General features: G+C 31.8%; 16 protein-coding genes. 12 read left to right on the forward strand and 4 right to left on the reverse strand.

Going from position 1 to position 15639, the window contains the following annotated elements:
* Positions 1-10 precede the first annotated feature (10 nt).
* The 7 genes from KEC48_RS01715 to KEC48_RS01745 all read left to right on the forward strand — a co-directional run bounded on the left by KEC48_RS01715 (position 11) and on the right by KEC48_RS01745 (position 7850).
* Complete coding sequence (locus KEC48_RS01715; RefSeq protein WP_211963992.1) at positions 11-535, forward strand: GNAT family N-acetyltransferase; 525 nt, start codon at positions 11-13, stop codon at positions 533-535.
* The gene (locus KEC48_RS01720; protein WP_087358505.1) at positions 532-1110 is read left to right on the forward strand and encodes a xanthine phosphoribosyltransferase; all 579 of its coding nucleotides are present in this window, start codon (positions 532-534) and stop codon (positions 1108-1110) included. The genes KEC48_RS01715 and KEC48_RS01720 overlap by 4 nt, the downstream gene beginning before the upstream one ends.
* Before the next feature lie 89 nt (positions 1111-1199).
* The gene (locus tag KEC48_RS01725) at positions 1200-2519 is read left to right on the forward strand and encodes an aspartate kinase (protein ID WP_211963994.1); all 1320 of its coding nucleotides are present in this window, start codon (positions 1200-1202) and stop codon (positions 2517-2519) included.
* A 9-nt stretch (positions 2520-2528) separates the two neighbouring features.
* On the forward strand, positions 2529-3494 hold the full coding sequence (locus KEC48_RS01730; RefSeq protein ID WP_211963996.1) for a D-2-hydroxyacid dehydrogenase: 966 nt from the start codon (positions 2529-2531) through the stop codon (positions 3492-3494).
* A gap of 104 nt (positions 3495-3598) precedes the next feature.
* A complete protein-coding gene (locus KEC48_RS01735) occupies positions 3599-6082 on the forward strand; it encodes a heavy metal translocating P-type ATPase (RefSeq protein WP_211963998.1) in 2484 nt (827 codons plus the stop codon).
* Entirely contained in the window at positions 6082-6345 is a 264-nt protein-coding gene (locus KEC48_RS01740) for a metal-sensing transcriptional repressor (protein WP_087358513.1), read from the forward strand. Before KEC48_RS01735 ends, KEC48_RS01740 begins: the two co-directional genes overlap by 1 nt.
* 68 nt (positions 6346-6413) lie before the next feature.
* A complete protein-coding gene (locus KEC48_RS01745) occupies positions 6414-7850 on the forward strand; it encodes an alpha-amylase (protein WP_211964000.1) in 1437 nt (478 codons plus the stop codon).
* Between the two features lie 3 nt (positions 7851-7853).
* Here the strand turns inward: KEC48_RS01745 and KEC48_RS01750 are convergent, their stop codons facing one another.
* Positions 7854-8087: a hypothetical protein gene (locus KEC48_RS01750; protein WP_205088998.1), complete on the reverse strand. Its 234-nt coding sequence runs from the start codon at positions 8085-8087 to the stop codon at positions 7854-7856.
* Positions 8088-8200: 113 nt separating this feature from the next.
* Complete coding sequence (locus tag KEC48_RS01755; protein WP_087357891.1) at positions 8201-8482, reverse strand: hypothetical protein; 282 nt, start codon at positions 8480-8482, stop codon at positions 8201-8203.
* Positions 8483-8642: 160 nt separating this feature from the next.
* On the opposite strand from KEC48_RS01755, the gene KEC48_RS01760 reads away from it, so the two are divergent.
* From KEC48_RS01760 to KEC48_RS01770, 3 genes are read left to right on the forward strand one after another with little or no spacing between them, the layout of a single operon-like run.
* Complete coding sequence (locus KEC48_RS01760; protein ID WP_211964002.1) at positions 8643-9914, forward strand: M15 family metallopeptidase; 1272 nt, start codon at positions 8643-8645, stop codon at positions 9912-9914.
* A 38-nt stretch (positions 9915-9952) separates the two neighbouring features.
* Complete coding sequence (locus KEC48_RS01765; RefSeq protein WP_211964004.1) at positions 9953-11587, forward strand: B12-binding domain-containing radical SAM protein; 1635 nt, start codon at positions 9953-9955, stop codon at positions 11585-11587.
* Positions 11584-12105, forward strand: coding sequence for a class I SAM-dependent methyltransferase (locus KEC48_RS01770; RefSeq protein WP_211964006.1), 522 nt, complete (start codon positions 11584-11586; stop codon positions 12103-12105). The genes KEC48_RS01765 and KEC48_RS01770 overlap by 4 nt, the downstream gene beginning before the upstream one ends.
* An 11-nt stretch (positions 12106-12116) precedes the next feature.
* On the opposite strand, the gene brxF is transcribed toward KEC48_RS01770, so the two are convergent.
* Together brxF and KEC48_RS01780 are read right to left on the reverse strand one after the other, a co-directional pair.
* Positions 12117-12545, reverse strand: a complete 429-nt coding sequence (brxF, locus tag KEC48_RS01775) for a BREX-3 system P-loop-containing protein BrxF (RefSeq protein WP_087357895.1) — start codon at positions 12543-12545, stop codon at positions 12117-12119.
* A gap of 97 nt (positions 12546-12642) precedes the next feature.
* Positions 12643-14055, reverse strand: coding sequence for an ROK family protein (locus tag KEC48_RS01780; protein WP_211964007.1), 1413 nt, complete (start codon positions 14053-14055; stop codon positions 12643-12645).
* 211 nt (positions 14056-14266) lie between these two features.
* Here KEC48_RS01780 and KEC48_RS01785 point away from each other — a divergent pair, with 211 nt between their 5' ends.
* Both KEC48_RS01785 and KEC48_RS01790 read left to right on the forward strand, forming a co-directional pair.
* Positions 14267-14740, forward strand: a complete 474-nt coding sequence (locus KEC48_RS01785) for a hypothetical protein (protein ID WP_211964009.1) — start codon at positions 14267-14269, stop codon at positions 14738-14740.
* A gap of 50 nt (positions 14741-14790) precedes the next feature.
* Positions 14791-15441 carry a DNA alkylation repair protein gene (locus tag KEC48_RS01790; protein WP_249191393.1) on the forward strand — a complete coding sequence of 217 codons (651 nt, stop codon included), beginning with the start codon at positions 14791-14793 and terminating at the stop codon, positions 15439-15441.
* Positions 15442-15639 lie beyond the last annotated feature (198 nt).

Below are 15639 nucleotides of genomic sequence, written 5' to 3' on the forward strand. Positions count from 1 at the left end.
TGGTGAAACAATGGAGAAAATATCTATATCACAGTTTGATGATGTTTATCATTTATTTCAGCGATCTTTTGTATTGGAAGAGTTAAGACCCTATGAACAGATGAAAAAGTTATTTCAACAAAATCTATTTAGCATTTATGTAAAATATGATCATAATGAGTTACAAGGGGCAATGATTGTATGGGAATTAGAAAATTGTGTTTATTTAGAAAACTTTGCAATTGAAACAAAGATGCGTGGTCAAGGATTAGGAACATACTTTCTACAACAATTTTGTCATTTGTATAAAGATAAATTCTTATTTTTAGAAGTGGAAGTTCCTCATGATGAAATATCTCGAAAACGTATCCAGTTTTATGAAAGAATGGGATTTGTTTTAAATCCTTATCAGTATATACAACCTACATTTAGAGAAAATGATCATTCAGTTCAATTGACATTCATGACATATCCAAAAGTCATGGATGATCAACAATATCAAATGATAAAAAAAGAAATATTTAAAGTTGTTTATCAACAAAAGGGAGAATTATGAAAGCATTAGAAGAAAAAATTATTAGAGAAGGTATTGTAAAAAAAGGAAATATTTTAAAAGTCGATAGTTTTTTAAATCATCAGATTGATGTTGCATTTTTAGATGAAATGGGAAAAGAGTTTCAAACACTTTTTCAAAAACATCCCATTAATAAAATTTTAACGATTGAAGCTAGTGGTATTGGTGTAGCTGTTATGACAGCCAGACATTTTCAAAATGTACCTGTTGTCTTTGCGAAAAAATCAAAATCATCAAATATCTCTGATGAATTATATCATACAACAGTAGAATCATTTACACATCAAAATACAAATGATGTTGTGATTTCAAAACAGTATTTAAATGAAAATGATCATGTTTTAATTATTGATGATTTTCTAGCCAATGGTTGTGCTGTCTTAGGGTTAATTGATTTGATTCATCAAGCTGGGGCAACTGTAGAAGGGATTGGTATTGTGATTGAAAAGGGATACCAAAGTGGTGGAAAGAAGATTAGAGAATTAGGCTATCATTTAGAATCTTTAGCTATCATTGATCATATGGATGATATCAAGGGAGAAATTGTTTTTAGATAGAAAATATCTCAGAAATGGGATATTTTTTCTTTAAATATTGAATAAAATTTCATAATCATGTATCCTATTGTTAGAAATGGAGGGGTTTGATGAGTAAAGTTGTAAAATTTGGGGGTTCTTCTTTAGCGGATGCTACCCAGTTTCAAAAAGTATATAATATTATTAAAAGTGATCCAGAAAGACGCTTTGTTGTGCCAAGTGCACCCGGAAAAAGATTTAAAGAAGATACAAAGGTCACAGATTTGTTATATAAGATTTTTTATGCGAAAACAAAAAATGAATTTCATTTATACTTTGACCAAATGAAAGAGCGTTTCTTAGATATTATTGAGGGTTTACAATTAGATTTGTCTTTAGAAGATGAGTTTACGATTATTCAAAAAGCTTTAGAAAATGGTGTTAGTGAAGACTATGTTGTGAGTCGTGGCGAATATTTAAATGGTCGAATATTAGCAGCTTATCTAGGTTTTGAATTTATTGATCCTAAAGATGTTATATTTATTGACCAAGAAGGACGTTATGATGTCAAAAAGACGGATGCGATTCTTTCACAAAAACTATCTGAAACACCCTATGCTGTGATTCCTGGCTTTTATGGTTCACTCAATGATGGAAGTGGTAAAATTAAGGCATTTTCAAGGGGTGGATCTGATGTAACAGGCTCTATTGTTGCGAAAAATGGAAAAGTAGATTTATATGAAAACTGGACGGATGTATCAGGGTTTTTGATTGCTGATCCTCGTATTGTTAAAAATCCAGATGTGATTGAAACTATTACATATAAAGAATTAAGAGAATTGTCTTATATGGGGGCTTCTGTTCTTCATGAAAATTCAGTCTTTCCTGTACGTAAAGAAGGAATTCCTATTCATATTAAAAATACAAATCGTCCCGAAGATCAGGGAACACTCATTGTTGAAAGTACTTGTCACAAACCAACACATGTGATTACAGGAATTGCAGGAAAGCAAGGTTTTGCGACAGTCATGATTGAAAAAGATATGATGAATTCGGAAATTGGTTTTGGTCGTAAAGTTTTACAGGTTTTTGAAGATCATCATCTTTCTTTTGAGCATATGCCTTCAGGAATTGATACGATGACAGTTATTGTGAATACGGAGGAATTTATTGATAAGGAACAGGATATTTTAGCAGGATTACATCGTCAAGTTCATCCAGATTCTATTGTATTGGAATCAGATTTGGCTTTGATTGCGGTTGTGGGTAGAGGAATGAAAGCCAGTCGAGGAACAGCAGCATGTGTCTTTAAAGCTTTGGCTAAAGAAAATATTAATATTAAAATGATTGATCAGGGATCAAGTGAGTTAAATATTATTATTGGGGTACGTAACTGCTATTTTAAACCAGCTATTAAAGCTATTTATCGTGAATTTATTGTAAATGAATAGAGGATTGTTATGAAAGTTTTAATGTTAGCTCCATTACAAAAAGAAAACTTTGAACGCATTGAACAATGCTTTTTAGAAGATAACTTTATATATGCCTCCGCAAAAAGTGTGACACAAGTTATGGTTGATCAATGTGATGTCATTGTGGGCAATCCACCTTTATCACTTGATCTGCATCGTCCACATCTGCAGGCTATCTTATTAAATAGTGCTGGTAGTGATGCTTATGTTAAAGAAGGGATTCTATCACCGCAGACACTTTTAGCTAATGCCTCTGGTACATATGGCTGTGCTATTGCAGAACATACTCTGGGAATGATTTTTGCGATTAATAAGAATTTTAAGACATATGTTCATCAGATGGATCAAGGCTTATGGCAACCTCATCAACAGGGAAAAGAACTTTATCGTCAAACTGTTGTCATTGTTGGATTAGGGGATTTAGGTTATACGATTGCAAAACGCTTAAAAGCATTTGAATTTTATATCATTGGTGTTAAACGTAGAAAATCTAAATGTCCAGATGTGTTGGATGAAATTTATACAACTGAATCTTTAGATGATGTTTTACCACGTGCAGATTTTGTGGTTTTAGCTTTACCACAATCCTTACAAACATATCATTTATTTGATAAAGAAAAATTATTACGTATGAAAAAGGATGCTGTTCTTATTAATGTAGGTAGAGGCAGTGCTATAGCAACTTCTGATTTAATAGAAGTCTTAAATCGTGGACATCTTTATGGTGTTGGATTAGATGTTTTAGAGGAAGAACCTTTACCACCAGCACATCCCCTTTGGAAACAGGAACGTGTCTTATTGACACCACATGTATCTGGAGGATATGTTTGGGAGAGTGCCAGACATTATTATACAGAACTTGTGATTAGAAATCTGCATCATTTAAAAGCCCAAGAAGAACTTGAAAATCTTGTTGATTTTGAAACAGGTTATCGTTATCATACAACTCTTTGATAAGCTATATCATGATTGATATAGTTTTTTTATCATTTCTTTTGCATCTGACAAAAATATGTGTATAATGATAATATACCCCACAGGGGTGTAGGAGGTGTTATATGAAACAGAAATATGATGTGATGGGGATGACATGCAGTGCATGTAGTGCTCATGTTGATAAAGCAGTGAGACATCTAGATGGTGTTCAAGATGTCAATGTCAATCTTTTAAGCAATTGTATGGTCGTTGATTATGATGAAAATAAAGTCAATGATGCTATGATTCAAAAAGCTGTTGAAGATGCAGGATATAAAGCAGCTTTGGAAACACAAAGTGTTCAAGCACAAAAACAAGAAGAAACAGTTGATGATAAGAAAAAATCTTTGATTCTTTCTTTTGTCTTTTTGATTCCTTTGTTTTATATTTCAATGGGACATATGATGGGAGCACCACTACCATCTTTCCTTGTTGGTGAAAGCAATATGATGGTTTTTGCTTTAACACAGCTCTTTTTAACTTTGCCAGTTATGTATATCAATCGTGGTTATTTTCAAAGAGGTTTCAAATCATTATGGCATCGTAGTCCTAATATGGATACATTGATTGCGATGGGATCTTTAGCAGCAGCGATTTATAGTATTTATGCTATTTTCATGATGGGTTATGATTTGGGGCATGGACAGATTCATCAAGCTCATCAATATATGATGCAGCTTTATTTTGAATCAGCTGCAATGATTTTAACACTCATTTCATTAGGAAAGTATTTAGAATCACGCTCTAAAAAGAAAACAACTGAGGCCATTGAAAAGTTGATTCATCTGATGCCATCTGTGGCGACAATCTTAAAAGATGGTCAAGAAAAAGAAGTCGCTATTGAAGATGTTCAAGTAGGAGATATTGTTGTTGTTAAATCAGGGCAAAGCATTCCTTTGGATGGAGTCATTATTGATGGGCAGACTTCTATTGATGAGTCTATGATTACAGGAGAAAGCTTACCTGTTGATAAAACTATCAATGATCGTGTGATTGGTGCGACAATGAATGTTGAAGGTTATATTCAAGTTCAAGTGACACATACAAGTCAAGAAGCCACTTTATCACAGATTATTGAACTGGTTGAGGAAGCAAGTTCTTCTAAAGCTCCGATTGCTAAACTGGCAGATCGTATCAGTGGTATTTTTGTTCCTATTGTCATTGTGATTTCATTGGTTACTTTTATCTTATGGATGACACTGGGACAGCAGACATTCCATTTTGCTTTGACATGTGCCATTGCAGTCTTGGTCATTTCATGCCCATGTGCTTTAGGATTAGCGACGCCAACGGCTATTATGGTAGGGACAGGAAAAGGTGCACAGCTAGGTATTCTAATCAAATCGGCAGAAAATCTGGAATTATTATCTAAAGCACAGAGCATCATTTTAGATAAAACGGGAACTATCACTCAAGGGAAACCACAAGTCACACAAATCGAAGCATTGCATATGAGTGAAGATGAACTGTTGACACTGGCGGCTTCTATTGAAAATTCATCACAACATCCTTTAGCCAAAGCAATTGTTGCCTATGCAAAAGAAAAGAAGATTTCTTTGCAGAAAGTGGAACAGTTTGAAATGTTATCGGGTAAAGGTCTTAAAGGATGGATTCATGGAAAAATGATTTTATCGGGGAATCAGCGTTTAATGAAAGAACATGATATTGATTTGTCACCCGTTGAAGCATTGGCACAGCAGTTATCAAATCATGGAAAGACACCACTTTATTATGCTTATGATGGTCAAATCATTGGCTTGATTGTTGTTAGTGATGTTTTAAAACAAACAAGTGCAAAAGCTATTGAACAGCTTAAGGCAATGGGATTATCCGTTTATATGTTGACAGGTGATAATCGTTTGACAGCCAATGCTATTGGAAAAGAACTGGGAATTCAAGTGATTGCTGAAGTATTGCCACAGGATAAAGAAAAGCATATTCGTGATTTACAGGCACAGAATCAACGTGTGATCATGGTTGGAGATGGTATTAATGACGCTCCAGCATTGATGCGTGCTGATGTTGGTATTGCGATGACTTCAGGAACGGATATTGCGATGGATTCTGCTGATATTGTTTTAATGAAAAATGATTTATTAGATGTTGTCAATGCAATTGAATTGAGTCATGCTGTGTTAAAAAACATTAAAGAAAATCTATTCTGGGCTTTCTTCTATAATGTGATTGGCATTCCTATTGCAGCCGGATTGTTTTATCCATTCTTTGGCTGGTTATTAGATCCTATGTTTGGAGCAGCCGCTATGAGTTTAAGTTCAGTCTTTGTTGTCAGCAACGCCTTAAGACTAAGATTTTTTAAACCAAAATATCAAAATCAAATAAGAAAACAGGAGGTTAATCAAATGGAAAAGAAAATGAATATTGAAGGAATGATGTGTCCAAATTGTCAAAAACATGTATCACAGGCATTAAATAGTATTGAAGGTGTCAAAGCAACAGTTGATTTAGAAAATCATTGTGCTTATCTTCAATTAGATCATGACATAGAAGAAAGTCTATTAGTCAAAGCTGTTGAAGATGCAGGATATAGTGTAAAGGGTTTTGAATAATGAAAGCTGATCAAAAGCAGATTACACGTTTACTAAAAACTGCCAGAGGACAGATTGATGGTATTATCAAAATGATTGAGGATGATCGTTATTGCATTGATATATCTAATCAGATTATGGCAACTCAAGCTATTTTAAAACGTGCAAATAAAGAAATTATAGGTGCTCATATGCAACATTGTGTTCATGATGCTATTGGCAGTAAAGATGCTGATTTAAAAATTGAAGAAATGATGAATATCATTAATCAGTTAATGAAATAATGAAAAATCAAGACTGTTTATTGCAGTTCTTGATTTTTTTCTTTATACTCAAAGTAGGAGGCATTGATATGAAACAAGGAGTTTTAATGCAGTATTTTGAATGGTATTTACCTTCTCAACCATTTTTATTTCAAAAGATACAGGAAGATGCAAAACATCTTCATGATATAGGTATAACAGCTTTATGGTTACCACCAGCTTATAAAGGTATGGCAGGAAGCAATGATGTTGGTTATGGTGTTTATGATTTATATGATTTAGGTGAATTTGATCAAAAAGGAAGTATTCCTACCAAATATGGCACAAGAGAAGATTACTTAAAGGCAATTCAAACATTACATCAATATCATATCCAAGTTTATGGGGATATTGTTTTCAATCATAAGATGGGAGCCGATGGTTATGATGATGTCAAGGCAAGTGAAGTGAATCAAAGAAATCGTTATGATGTAGAAGTTCAGGAAGAATGGATTCGTGTACCAACATTATTTACATTTCCTCAAAGACATCAAAAATATAGTGATTTTACATGGGACTGGACTTGCTTTGATGGAATAGACTATGATGTCAAAACGAAGCGTCATGCAACTTTTTTGTTTCAAGATAAAAACTGGGATACACAGGTTGATGATGAAAATGGAAACTACGATTATTTAATGGGAGCTGATTTGGATTTTTCTAATCCTCGAGTTGTAGAAGAACTGGAAAGATGGGGAAAATGGTATTGGGATACGACTCATCTGGATGGATTTCGTCTAGATGCTGTAAAACATATTCGAGCTTCATTCTTTTGCCATTGGCTTGATTGTATGCGTCAATATACTCATCAAGAGTTATTTACTGTTGGTGAATATTGGCATGGCGATGTTCAAAAACTGCTTCATTATTTAAAACAGGTAGGTGGTAGAATGTCACTTTTTGATGTACCTTTACATTATCATTTTTATGAAGCATCACATAGTTTTGGCGAATATGATATGTCTAAAATATTTGAAGGAACGCTTGTTCAAAAGGCTTGTATGAATGCTGTAACGTTTGTGGATAATCATGATACACAGCCCCAGCAAGGTTTACAGTCATGGGTGATGGATTGGTTTAAGCCCTTGGCTTATGCACTTATTCTTTTAAGAAAAGATGGTTATCCATGTGTTTTTTATGGTGATTATTATGGTATTGCAAAACCGGTTATCAGAGGGCAAAATGAAATATTGGATAAACTTTTATATTTGAGAAAACATTATGCCTATGGTCAACAAAATGATTATTTTTATGATCGTCATATCATTGGCTGGACACGTGAAATGTATGGATTGGCTTGTGTCATGACCAATCAAAAAGGTGGGTCTTTAAAGATGTATGTGGGGACATCTTATTGTCATCAGATTTTTTATGATTATTTAGGTCATCATCAACAAAGAGTTGAGATTGATGAGCAGGGATATGGTGTTTTTCCAGTCAATGATGGCAGTGTCAGTGTTTATATCATGCAAAAAAGTGGTGATTAAAAATCACCACTGTAAACTTAAATAGAGAAATGTTGACATCAATGTTAATGTCACTGCGATATAAAAAAGAAAAGATAAACGTTTATATAAATCATCTGGAAGATTTTTCTCTTTTGCTTTTTGAATCAACTGATAGGCACTTATGAGAGGAATTAAATTAATTAAACTCAATGGACTACCTAAACAGGCAATGATGGACATCATTAAACCAGAAAAATAATATTCTTTGTATATCATATCACTCACATCCTTTAATGTTATTATAAGCATTTTTATAAGAATATAAGTGAAATCTATGTTAAATTTATCTAAAGATTATAAAAACAATCTCTATAAAATAAAGATTGTTTTTAAGCTTTTTTCGCTTTTCTTTTTCGAAGAATAAACACAACAATGATGACAATAATAAGCATAATACCAGCACAAATACCTGCTGTAGGTAAAAGCTGAGGCTTTGTAAAAGCGTTTGTCCACATTGCAATTTTTCTAATCAATATAGCTATTGCATAACCAGCTGTTGCACTTCCAAGTAAGGCAAGGATAGCTTTAAACCATTTTGGAAAGACTTCTGTAAAAAGTACAGCTGTAATTAGACAGATACATGCAATAAACATACAAATTACAAAATGCATAGAGAAACCTCCTTTATATACAACAACTAAAATAACATAATTACAACAAGAATGCAACAAGATTATGAAATGTCATTTTTTAATCATGTGAATTTTGCTGAAAATGTAGAATTATGACGATGAATATGATAAACTATAAGGCAGAGAAAAGAGGTGGATTATGAGATTTAATAGAGGTAAAAGATATACATATTATAGTTCGTATTCTTCATCAAGACGTTCAAGAATACGTTGGGATAGAATTGCGATTATTGGTGCGGTTGTTATATTGATTATTGGTGTAGTTGTCTGGTTTAATTTTAGTCGTATTCAATTGGCTTTTAAAGGATATTCTTTTGCGCAGCAAAATGAAATTTTGGCTTTAGATGGCGATGGTGTTGAGGAAATTTTATCTCATGATAAACTGGAACATATCACACAATGGTTAAAACAAAGTGAAAAAGTTCAATATTATGATGAATATGAAAAATATTTATCTTTGCATAAAAACATGGAAGTTGCTGAAGTGATTTCTACAGTTGATAATATTTTTGAAAATTATGTTCCTAAATTAACAACATTAAATTATTCTAATGATCAGATTTGGGAAGTTTTAAAGACAGCAGGCATTAATGAAGTTAAACATTTAGTCGATCAACAATATACTTATGCTCAAATTGAACCTTTTATGAAAGTCAAAGGATTTGTTTTTGCAGATATTGATCAATATATGAAAGTCTATAAAGAAAGTCAGAATTACAATTATGCTGTACTTATTACAACATATCCATTTATTATTTCTGAAAATAAAGTTGATCAGTCTTATACGATTCAAAATCCAGATGATATATTGACACTTGTCAAAAAAGGATTCTATTTACCAGCCGATTATGAACCATCTGATTTAGTGAACCCTGATCCTGATAAGGTGAAGGTGGCTTCAGATTGTGATGATGCCAGATTGCGTAAAGAAGCAGCAGATGCCTTAGTAGAAATGTTTGATGCAGCGAAAAAAGAAGGATATGACTTAGTTGTCAATAGTGCTTATCGTTCATATGCTCATCAAAAGGAAACATATGATGATTATTTTGATAAATATGATTCTGTCACAGCAGCCAGTCTTGTGGCTGAACCGGGAGCAAGTGAGCATCAGACAGGATTAGGTGTTGATTTAACATGTCAAGCTGTGATTGATGATAAATTAAATGGTATTGAAAACAGTCGTTTTGGCTATAAACCAGATTATAAATGGTGTATTGCAAATTCTTATAAATATGGCTATATTTTAAGATTCGAAGAAGATAAAGCGAATATTACAGGAATTGCAAATGAGCCATGGCATTTTAGATATGTTGGTAAAGAAGCGGCTCAAGAAATCTTTAATAATGGCTGGACATTGGAAGAATATTGCTTAAATAAAGGGATTATCCCTGACATTCAAAAAGGACAATAATCTAGGGATATCCCTAGATTATTTTTTAGGAGAAATTTATGAAAACAATCATTACAACATTAAATTCTAAATATATTCATACATCATTAGCCTTACGCTTACTTTATGTGGCATCATATCATCGCTTTGATGTAGATTTTAAAGAATATACGATTAAGGATTCTCTTGAACATATTGTGGATGATCTTTTAAAAAGAAATTGTGATATTATTGCTTTTTCATGTTATATATGGAATATTGAGTATATTGAAAAAATATGTCAGATGATTCGTCAAAAAGCCCCTCATATGATTATGATTTTAGGTGGACCAGAAGTGACTTATGAACCCACGTATTTTTTAGAACAGTTTCCTGTTGATTATATTATAAGTGGAGAAGGGGAAGAAGTTTTTCCTCAATTATTAGAGGCTATAGAAAATCATAGAACAGTGAATATACCAGGAGTCAGCGATCGTCATCATATTTCTTCCATTGTTGCAGTCGCAGATTTGAAATATGTTGAAGCTTTAGATTCCCCTTATCAATTATCTCAAGATCAAAAAGATCAAGGAAAACGTATTTTATATTTTGAAACAAGCAGGGGATGTCCTTTCCAATGCCAATACTGTCTTTCTTCATTAGAACAGGGATTAAGATTCTTTAGTGAAGATTATTTGAAAAAACAGTTGGATATCATCTGTCAAAGTCCCGTACAAACAATTAAATTTCTTGATCGTAGTTTTAATGCTGATGCTAAACATGCGATTATGATTTTAGATTATATTTTCCAGCATCATCGTCCAGGACAACAATTTCAATTTGAAATTAATGCTGATGTATTAAATCAAAAAATCATTGATTTTATAAAGGACTATGCACCACAGGGATTACTTCGTTTTGAAATTGGCATTCAGTCAACTTATGAACCAACAAATAGAGCTGTCAAAAGAATGCAAAACTTTGAGCGTTTAAGTGAAGTGGTCAAAATGTTGATGGATGATGGAAAATGTGATTTGCATTTAGATTTGATTGCTGGATTACCTTATGAAACATATGAACGTTTTATTCAATCTTTTGATGAAGTCTTTGCTTTTCGTGCTAAAGAATTACAACTTGGTTTTTTAAAGCTGTTAAGAGGAACTTCATTGCGTAATCAGGCAGAGGATTATGGATATGTCTATCAAAATGAACCACCTTATGAAATGATTGAAAATAAGTGGTTGAGTCATGGAGAAATGGAAAAAATTCATATGGCTGAAGATATGCTGGAAAAATATTGGAACAGTGGACGCTTTGTGCAGACAATGAATGCGGTGATGGATCATGTGGATTCTCCTTTTGCTTTCTTTTATGATTTGGCTTGTTTTTATAATCAAAATCATTATAAGAGAATTGGTTATCAACTTGATGAACTTTATCGTTATTTAGATAGTTATCTTCCAGAACAATATCATGATTTTTTAATTATAGATTATTTACAACAATTCAAAGTCAAACCTAAAAGATGGTATGCTTCAACATTATCACCACAACAAAGAAAAGAGGTCATCAGAGTGTTATCTAAACATTATCATTTAGATAAAGAACTTCTTTTTAGATATGCAGTGGTAGAAGAAGTACAAAATCAATATCTTGTGGTTATCTATAAAGATTATCAATGTCAGTGGAAAATGTATAAGAAGGTGAAAGAATGATAACAATGGTAGAATATGTACATCAAAGAATACTGACTTATAACTGTACAACGGGTGTGGATTTTACAATGGGAAATGGTTTTGATACAGTTTTTCTTGCGAAGCATTGTCAACAAGTTTATGCTTTTGATATACAGCCACAGGCATTAGAAATGACACAAAAACGTGTAGGACATATGTCACATGTCAAGCTCATTTTGGATAGTCATGAAAATATGGATCAATATTTTCAATCATTTGATGTTGGTATTTTTAACTTGGGATATTTACCTCATGCATCACATCATATAACAACAACACTTGATTCGACTCAAAAAGCAGTGATCAAAGCGATTGAATATATGCGACAGGCTCTTTTTCTGGTTGTTTATACAGGACATGAAGAAGGTTATAAAGAAAGTGTCTGGCTTGAATCATTTGTTTCACAACTTGATCCCCATCAATTTCATGTATCTTGCTTTCGTATGCTCAATAAGCATCAGGCACCTTATGTGATAGAAATAGAAAAAAAGCAGTAATCACTGCTTTTTTAACATAAGATATATTTAAAATCATTGTTATCAGTTGAATAAATAAGGTCTTCTGATGAATCATTACGAAAATGGAACAGTTGTCCATCTTCAATTTTTCCATTCCATGTCGCAACGACTGGAATGTCTTTTGATAGTTCTTTAAGAAAAGCTAATAAATCAATTTGACTATTCTTTGCATAAAGAAGTTTTTTATTATCAAGTAATAAGACTTTTTGATGATAAGTCGTTAAAAAGTTTTTCATTTCTGGAAGTAGTTTTTCACTAGGAGTATGATAGAAAATCTTGTCTAAATCAAGAATAGGAATACCTGTTTCTTCACTATATTGGCGAATGATTTTAGATTTTCCACTACCTGGTTGTCCAACAATTAATAAAAGTTTGTACTCTGCTTGACTGATGTCTTCTATTTTTTTATTCAAATCCATTGCTATAATCTCCTTTTCTGTTTTTATTGCTAAAAATATTATAGCATTTTTTGTAAGCGTTTTCTATGTATATCGTAAAAAAAGCAATTTTTTATCTTTATTTATAATCCTGCAAACATAAAATCAACTGTCCCAGTAAAATATATTCTTGAATATTTTCGATTTTTATCATTTGTGGTAAATATTTTTCAGGAATGTATTGCGTTAACATCTTTTGAAGTTCATGAATATCAGGAATTAAAGTACATGAAAGAATAATTGCTTCAGGGCCAATCACGGATGACAGGGCTGTAATTGTTTTAGCAACCAGTTCTAACGCACCTTCTGGTGTTTTGGCTAAAGTACGTGGCGGTGCAGAATAATTTAAAGGGAGATATTGAACTTCACCAGCAATATGAGCATGTCCTTTGATGAGTTGTCCATTAACAATAATACCAGCCCCACCAAAATGATTATTTGGTTGAAAAAGAAAAATCAGTGAGGAAAATTGACTTTGCGATGCATAATAGCCAACAGCTGCAGTATTGACATCATTGTCAATAATGATTTGTCGATGATAGCGGTCTTTAAGCAGTTGATACATATTGAAATTATTTAAGCCTATGATACTTGTTGAAGCAACAAAACCATCATTAATAATACCCGGTGTTGAAATACCAATGATTTGAATAGGGGTATATTGTAATAAAACAGTATCAATAACATCATAAATATCTTCCATGCTTATCTTAGATTTAATAATTTCATTGCTGGCAATGACTTTATTTTGTTCATCATATAAGTGATAGGCAATATGTACACGCAAACTATTTCTAAATAATGACAAAACAAGAATTTTGGTATTTTGATGAGGAATCATCTTTAATGGTTTTAATGTTAATTCGGTTTTGACAGGTTGAGGTAATTTTTGATGTTCTAAAGCATGTCTTACCATTTGTAATGTTTTGGCAACATCATATTTTGCAAAGACTTGAGGAGGCATTTTTAAGACAATCTTATCTTTTAAGATTTCTTGTACTTTTGCGTGCATAAATGAAATCTGAGGAGCCAGTAATATCACATCATAATCATTACCAACATTAAATAAATCGGTATAACCAATAGCTTTCACTTCATAATGATAGTCTAAGAGCTGTGCCGCTTCATTGAGCTTGGAAGCAAAATAAGATGTTGTTAAACCACCACTACAGCTAAGTAGTATTTTGATCTTTGGTTTCTCTACTAACTGTAAAATATTATTCATCATTTCATTAAATAATTCAGTAGCATGTTTCATAGTTTTCATTTGAAAGTGCAAATAAAATTCAATATTTTGTGTAATGGTATTTGTCACACTTAATTCAATAATATTTAAAGGATTAAAGATAACTTGACTGAAACTATAATTTGTTTTGATATTAATAATATGCGAATTGTTTTCATCAAGTGAAATTTGACAATGACTTTGATCTTGTATAAGAATCCATTGTTTAAAGATTATTGTATGTATATCTCTTAAAAATTCGTCCATAAAAATCTCCCCTTTATCCTTATTATAATAGGATAATTGAAAAAGGTATGGATTTTGCTAAAGTAGAAAATATTTTTTTAAACAAAATGTATATTTGATGACTTTTTTGATAAAAAATTCGCAAATTCACAAGACTTTATTTATAAATTCTTAATAAAAATAAAAGAATAGAAAATAGAAAACATGAGATAATGGAATGGGAGGTATAAAAATGGAGAAAATAACAATAAAACCACATCATTTTATGGATATTATCAAATTATATGGAACTGGTATTGAAAGATTTGTTCCTGTTCAAAAAAGAGGCCATGATTTTTATAGAATAGCCAATCTTATTGTTCAAAATCCAACATTATTATGTCAGTTAACAATAGAAGGAGATGATATTTGTAAGCCTTGTTTATATTATCGTCACTATCAATGTCAAGATTCTTTGGTACATACAAGTAAACAACACTATAATCAGCTCTTAGATCAAAGAATTATACAATTCTATCAATTATATGATATGTCATATTCTGCCTTGTCATTATGTGAGATTTTACTGGAACATCATGAAATGATTGAACAGGTATGGAAAGAAGAACCAGCAGAATTGACACAAAAACGTCATGATTTTTTTGTGAAAGGAGCCGAGCTTTATATTCATCAATATGGTATAATAAAGTCATCAGTTAATCCATAATAAAAACAAAGGAGTGTTTCATGATGAGTTCATATTTGATAATAAAAGAGATGTTTGAAGCACGGGCTAATCAAGATAAAGCTTTACAAATGGCTCTATATATGCGTAATCAATTTGTTTTTTATGGTTTGCCTACGCCTCAAAGAAAACAAGTTTATAAAGATTTTTTAAAACAAGAGAAGAAGAAAAAATCTATAGATTGGCAATTTCTTGATCAATGTTATAAAGATGAACATAGAGAATTTCAATATCTTGTTGGAGATTATTTACATACTATGAAACAATATCTTGTATATGAAGATATTGAACATATTCAAAAATATATCCAAATCAAACAATGGTGGGATACTATTGATTTATTTGATAGAATTATCGGAGAAATTGGTTTGAAAGATTGTCGAGTAGATGATTTGATGTTGCAATGGTCACAAGATAAAGATTTTTGGGTAAGAAGAATTGCTATTGATCATCAGTTATGTAGAAAAGAAAAGACAAATACAGAGTTATTAGAAAAGATTATTGTCAATAATTTGGGAAGTCATGAGTTTTTTATTAATAAGGCTATTGGCTGGGCATTGAGAGATTATTCTAAAACAAATCCCCAATGGGTCAAACATTTTATTGAAAAATATCATGATCAGATGCATCGTTTAAGTATAAAAGAGGGAAGTAAGTATATTAAAAATGATATGATTTTTTAAAAAGAATTTTATTTTATCGATTATTAGTTATGATGTATAATTATGTAAAACAAAAGGAGGGACACTTAATGAAAATTATAGCATTTACAGGAGCAGGAATATCAAAACAATCAAATATTCCTACATTAGTGGATATGTAATAAGGATTCTCCAATTAATATTGAGTATTTTAAGATTTGCATTTAGTGTAATGTTATT

The sequence above is a fragment of the Clostridium sp. C1 genome (assembly GCF_018223625.1).
Classification (GTDB): Bacteria; Bacillota_I; Bacilli_A; order Erysipelotrichales; family Coprobacillaceae; genus Allocoprobacillus.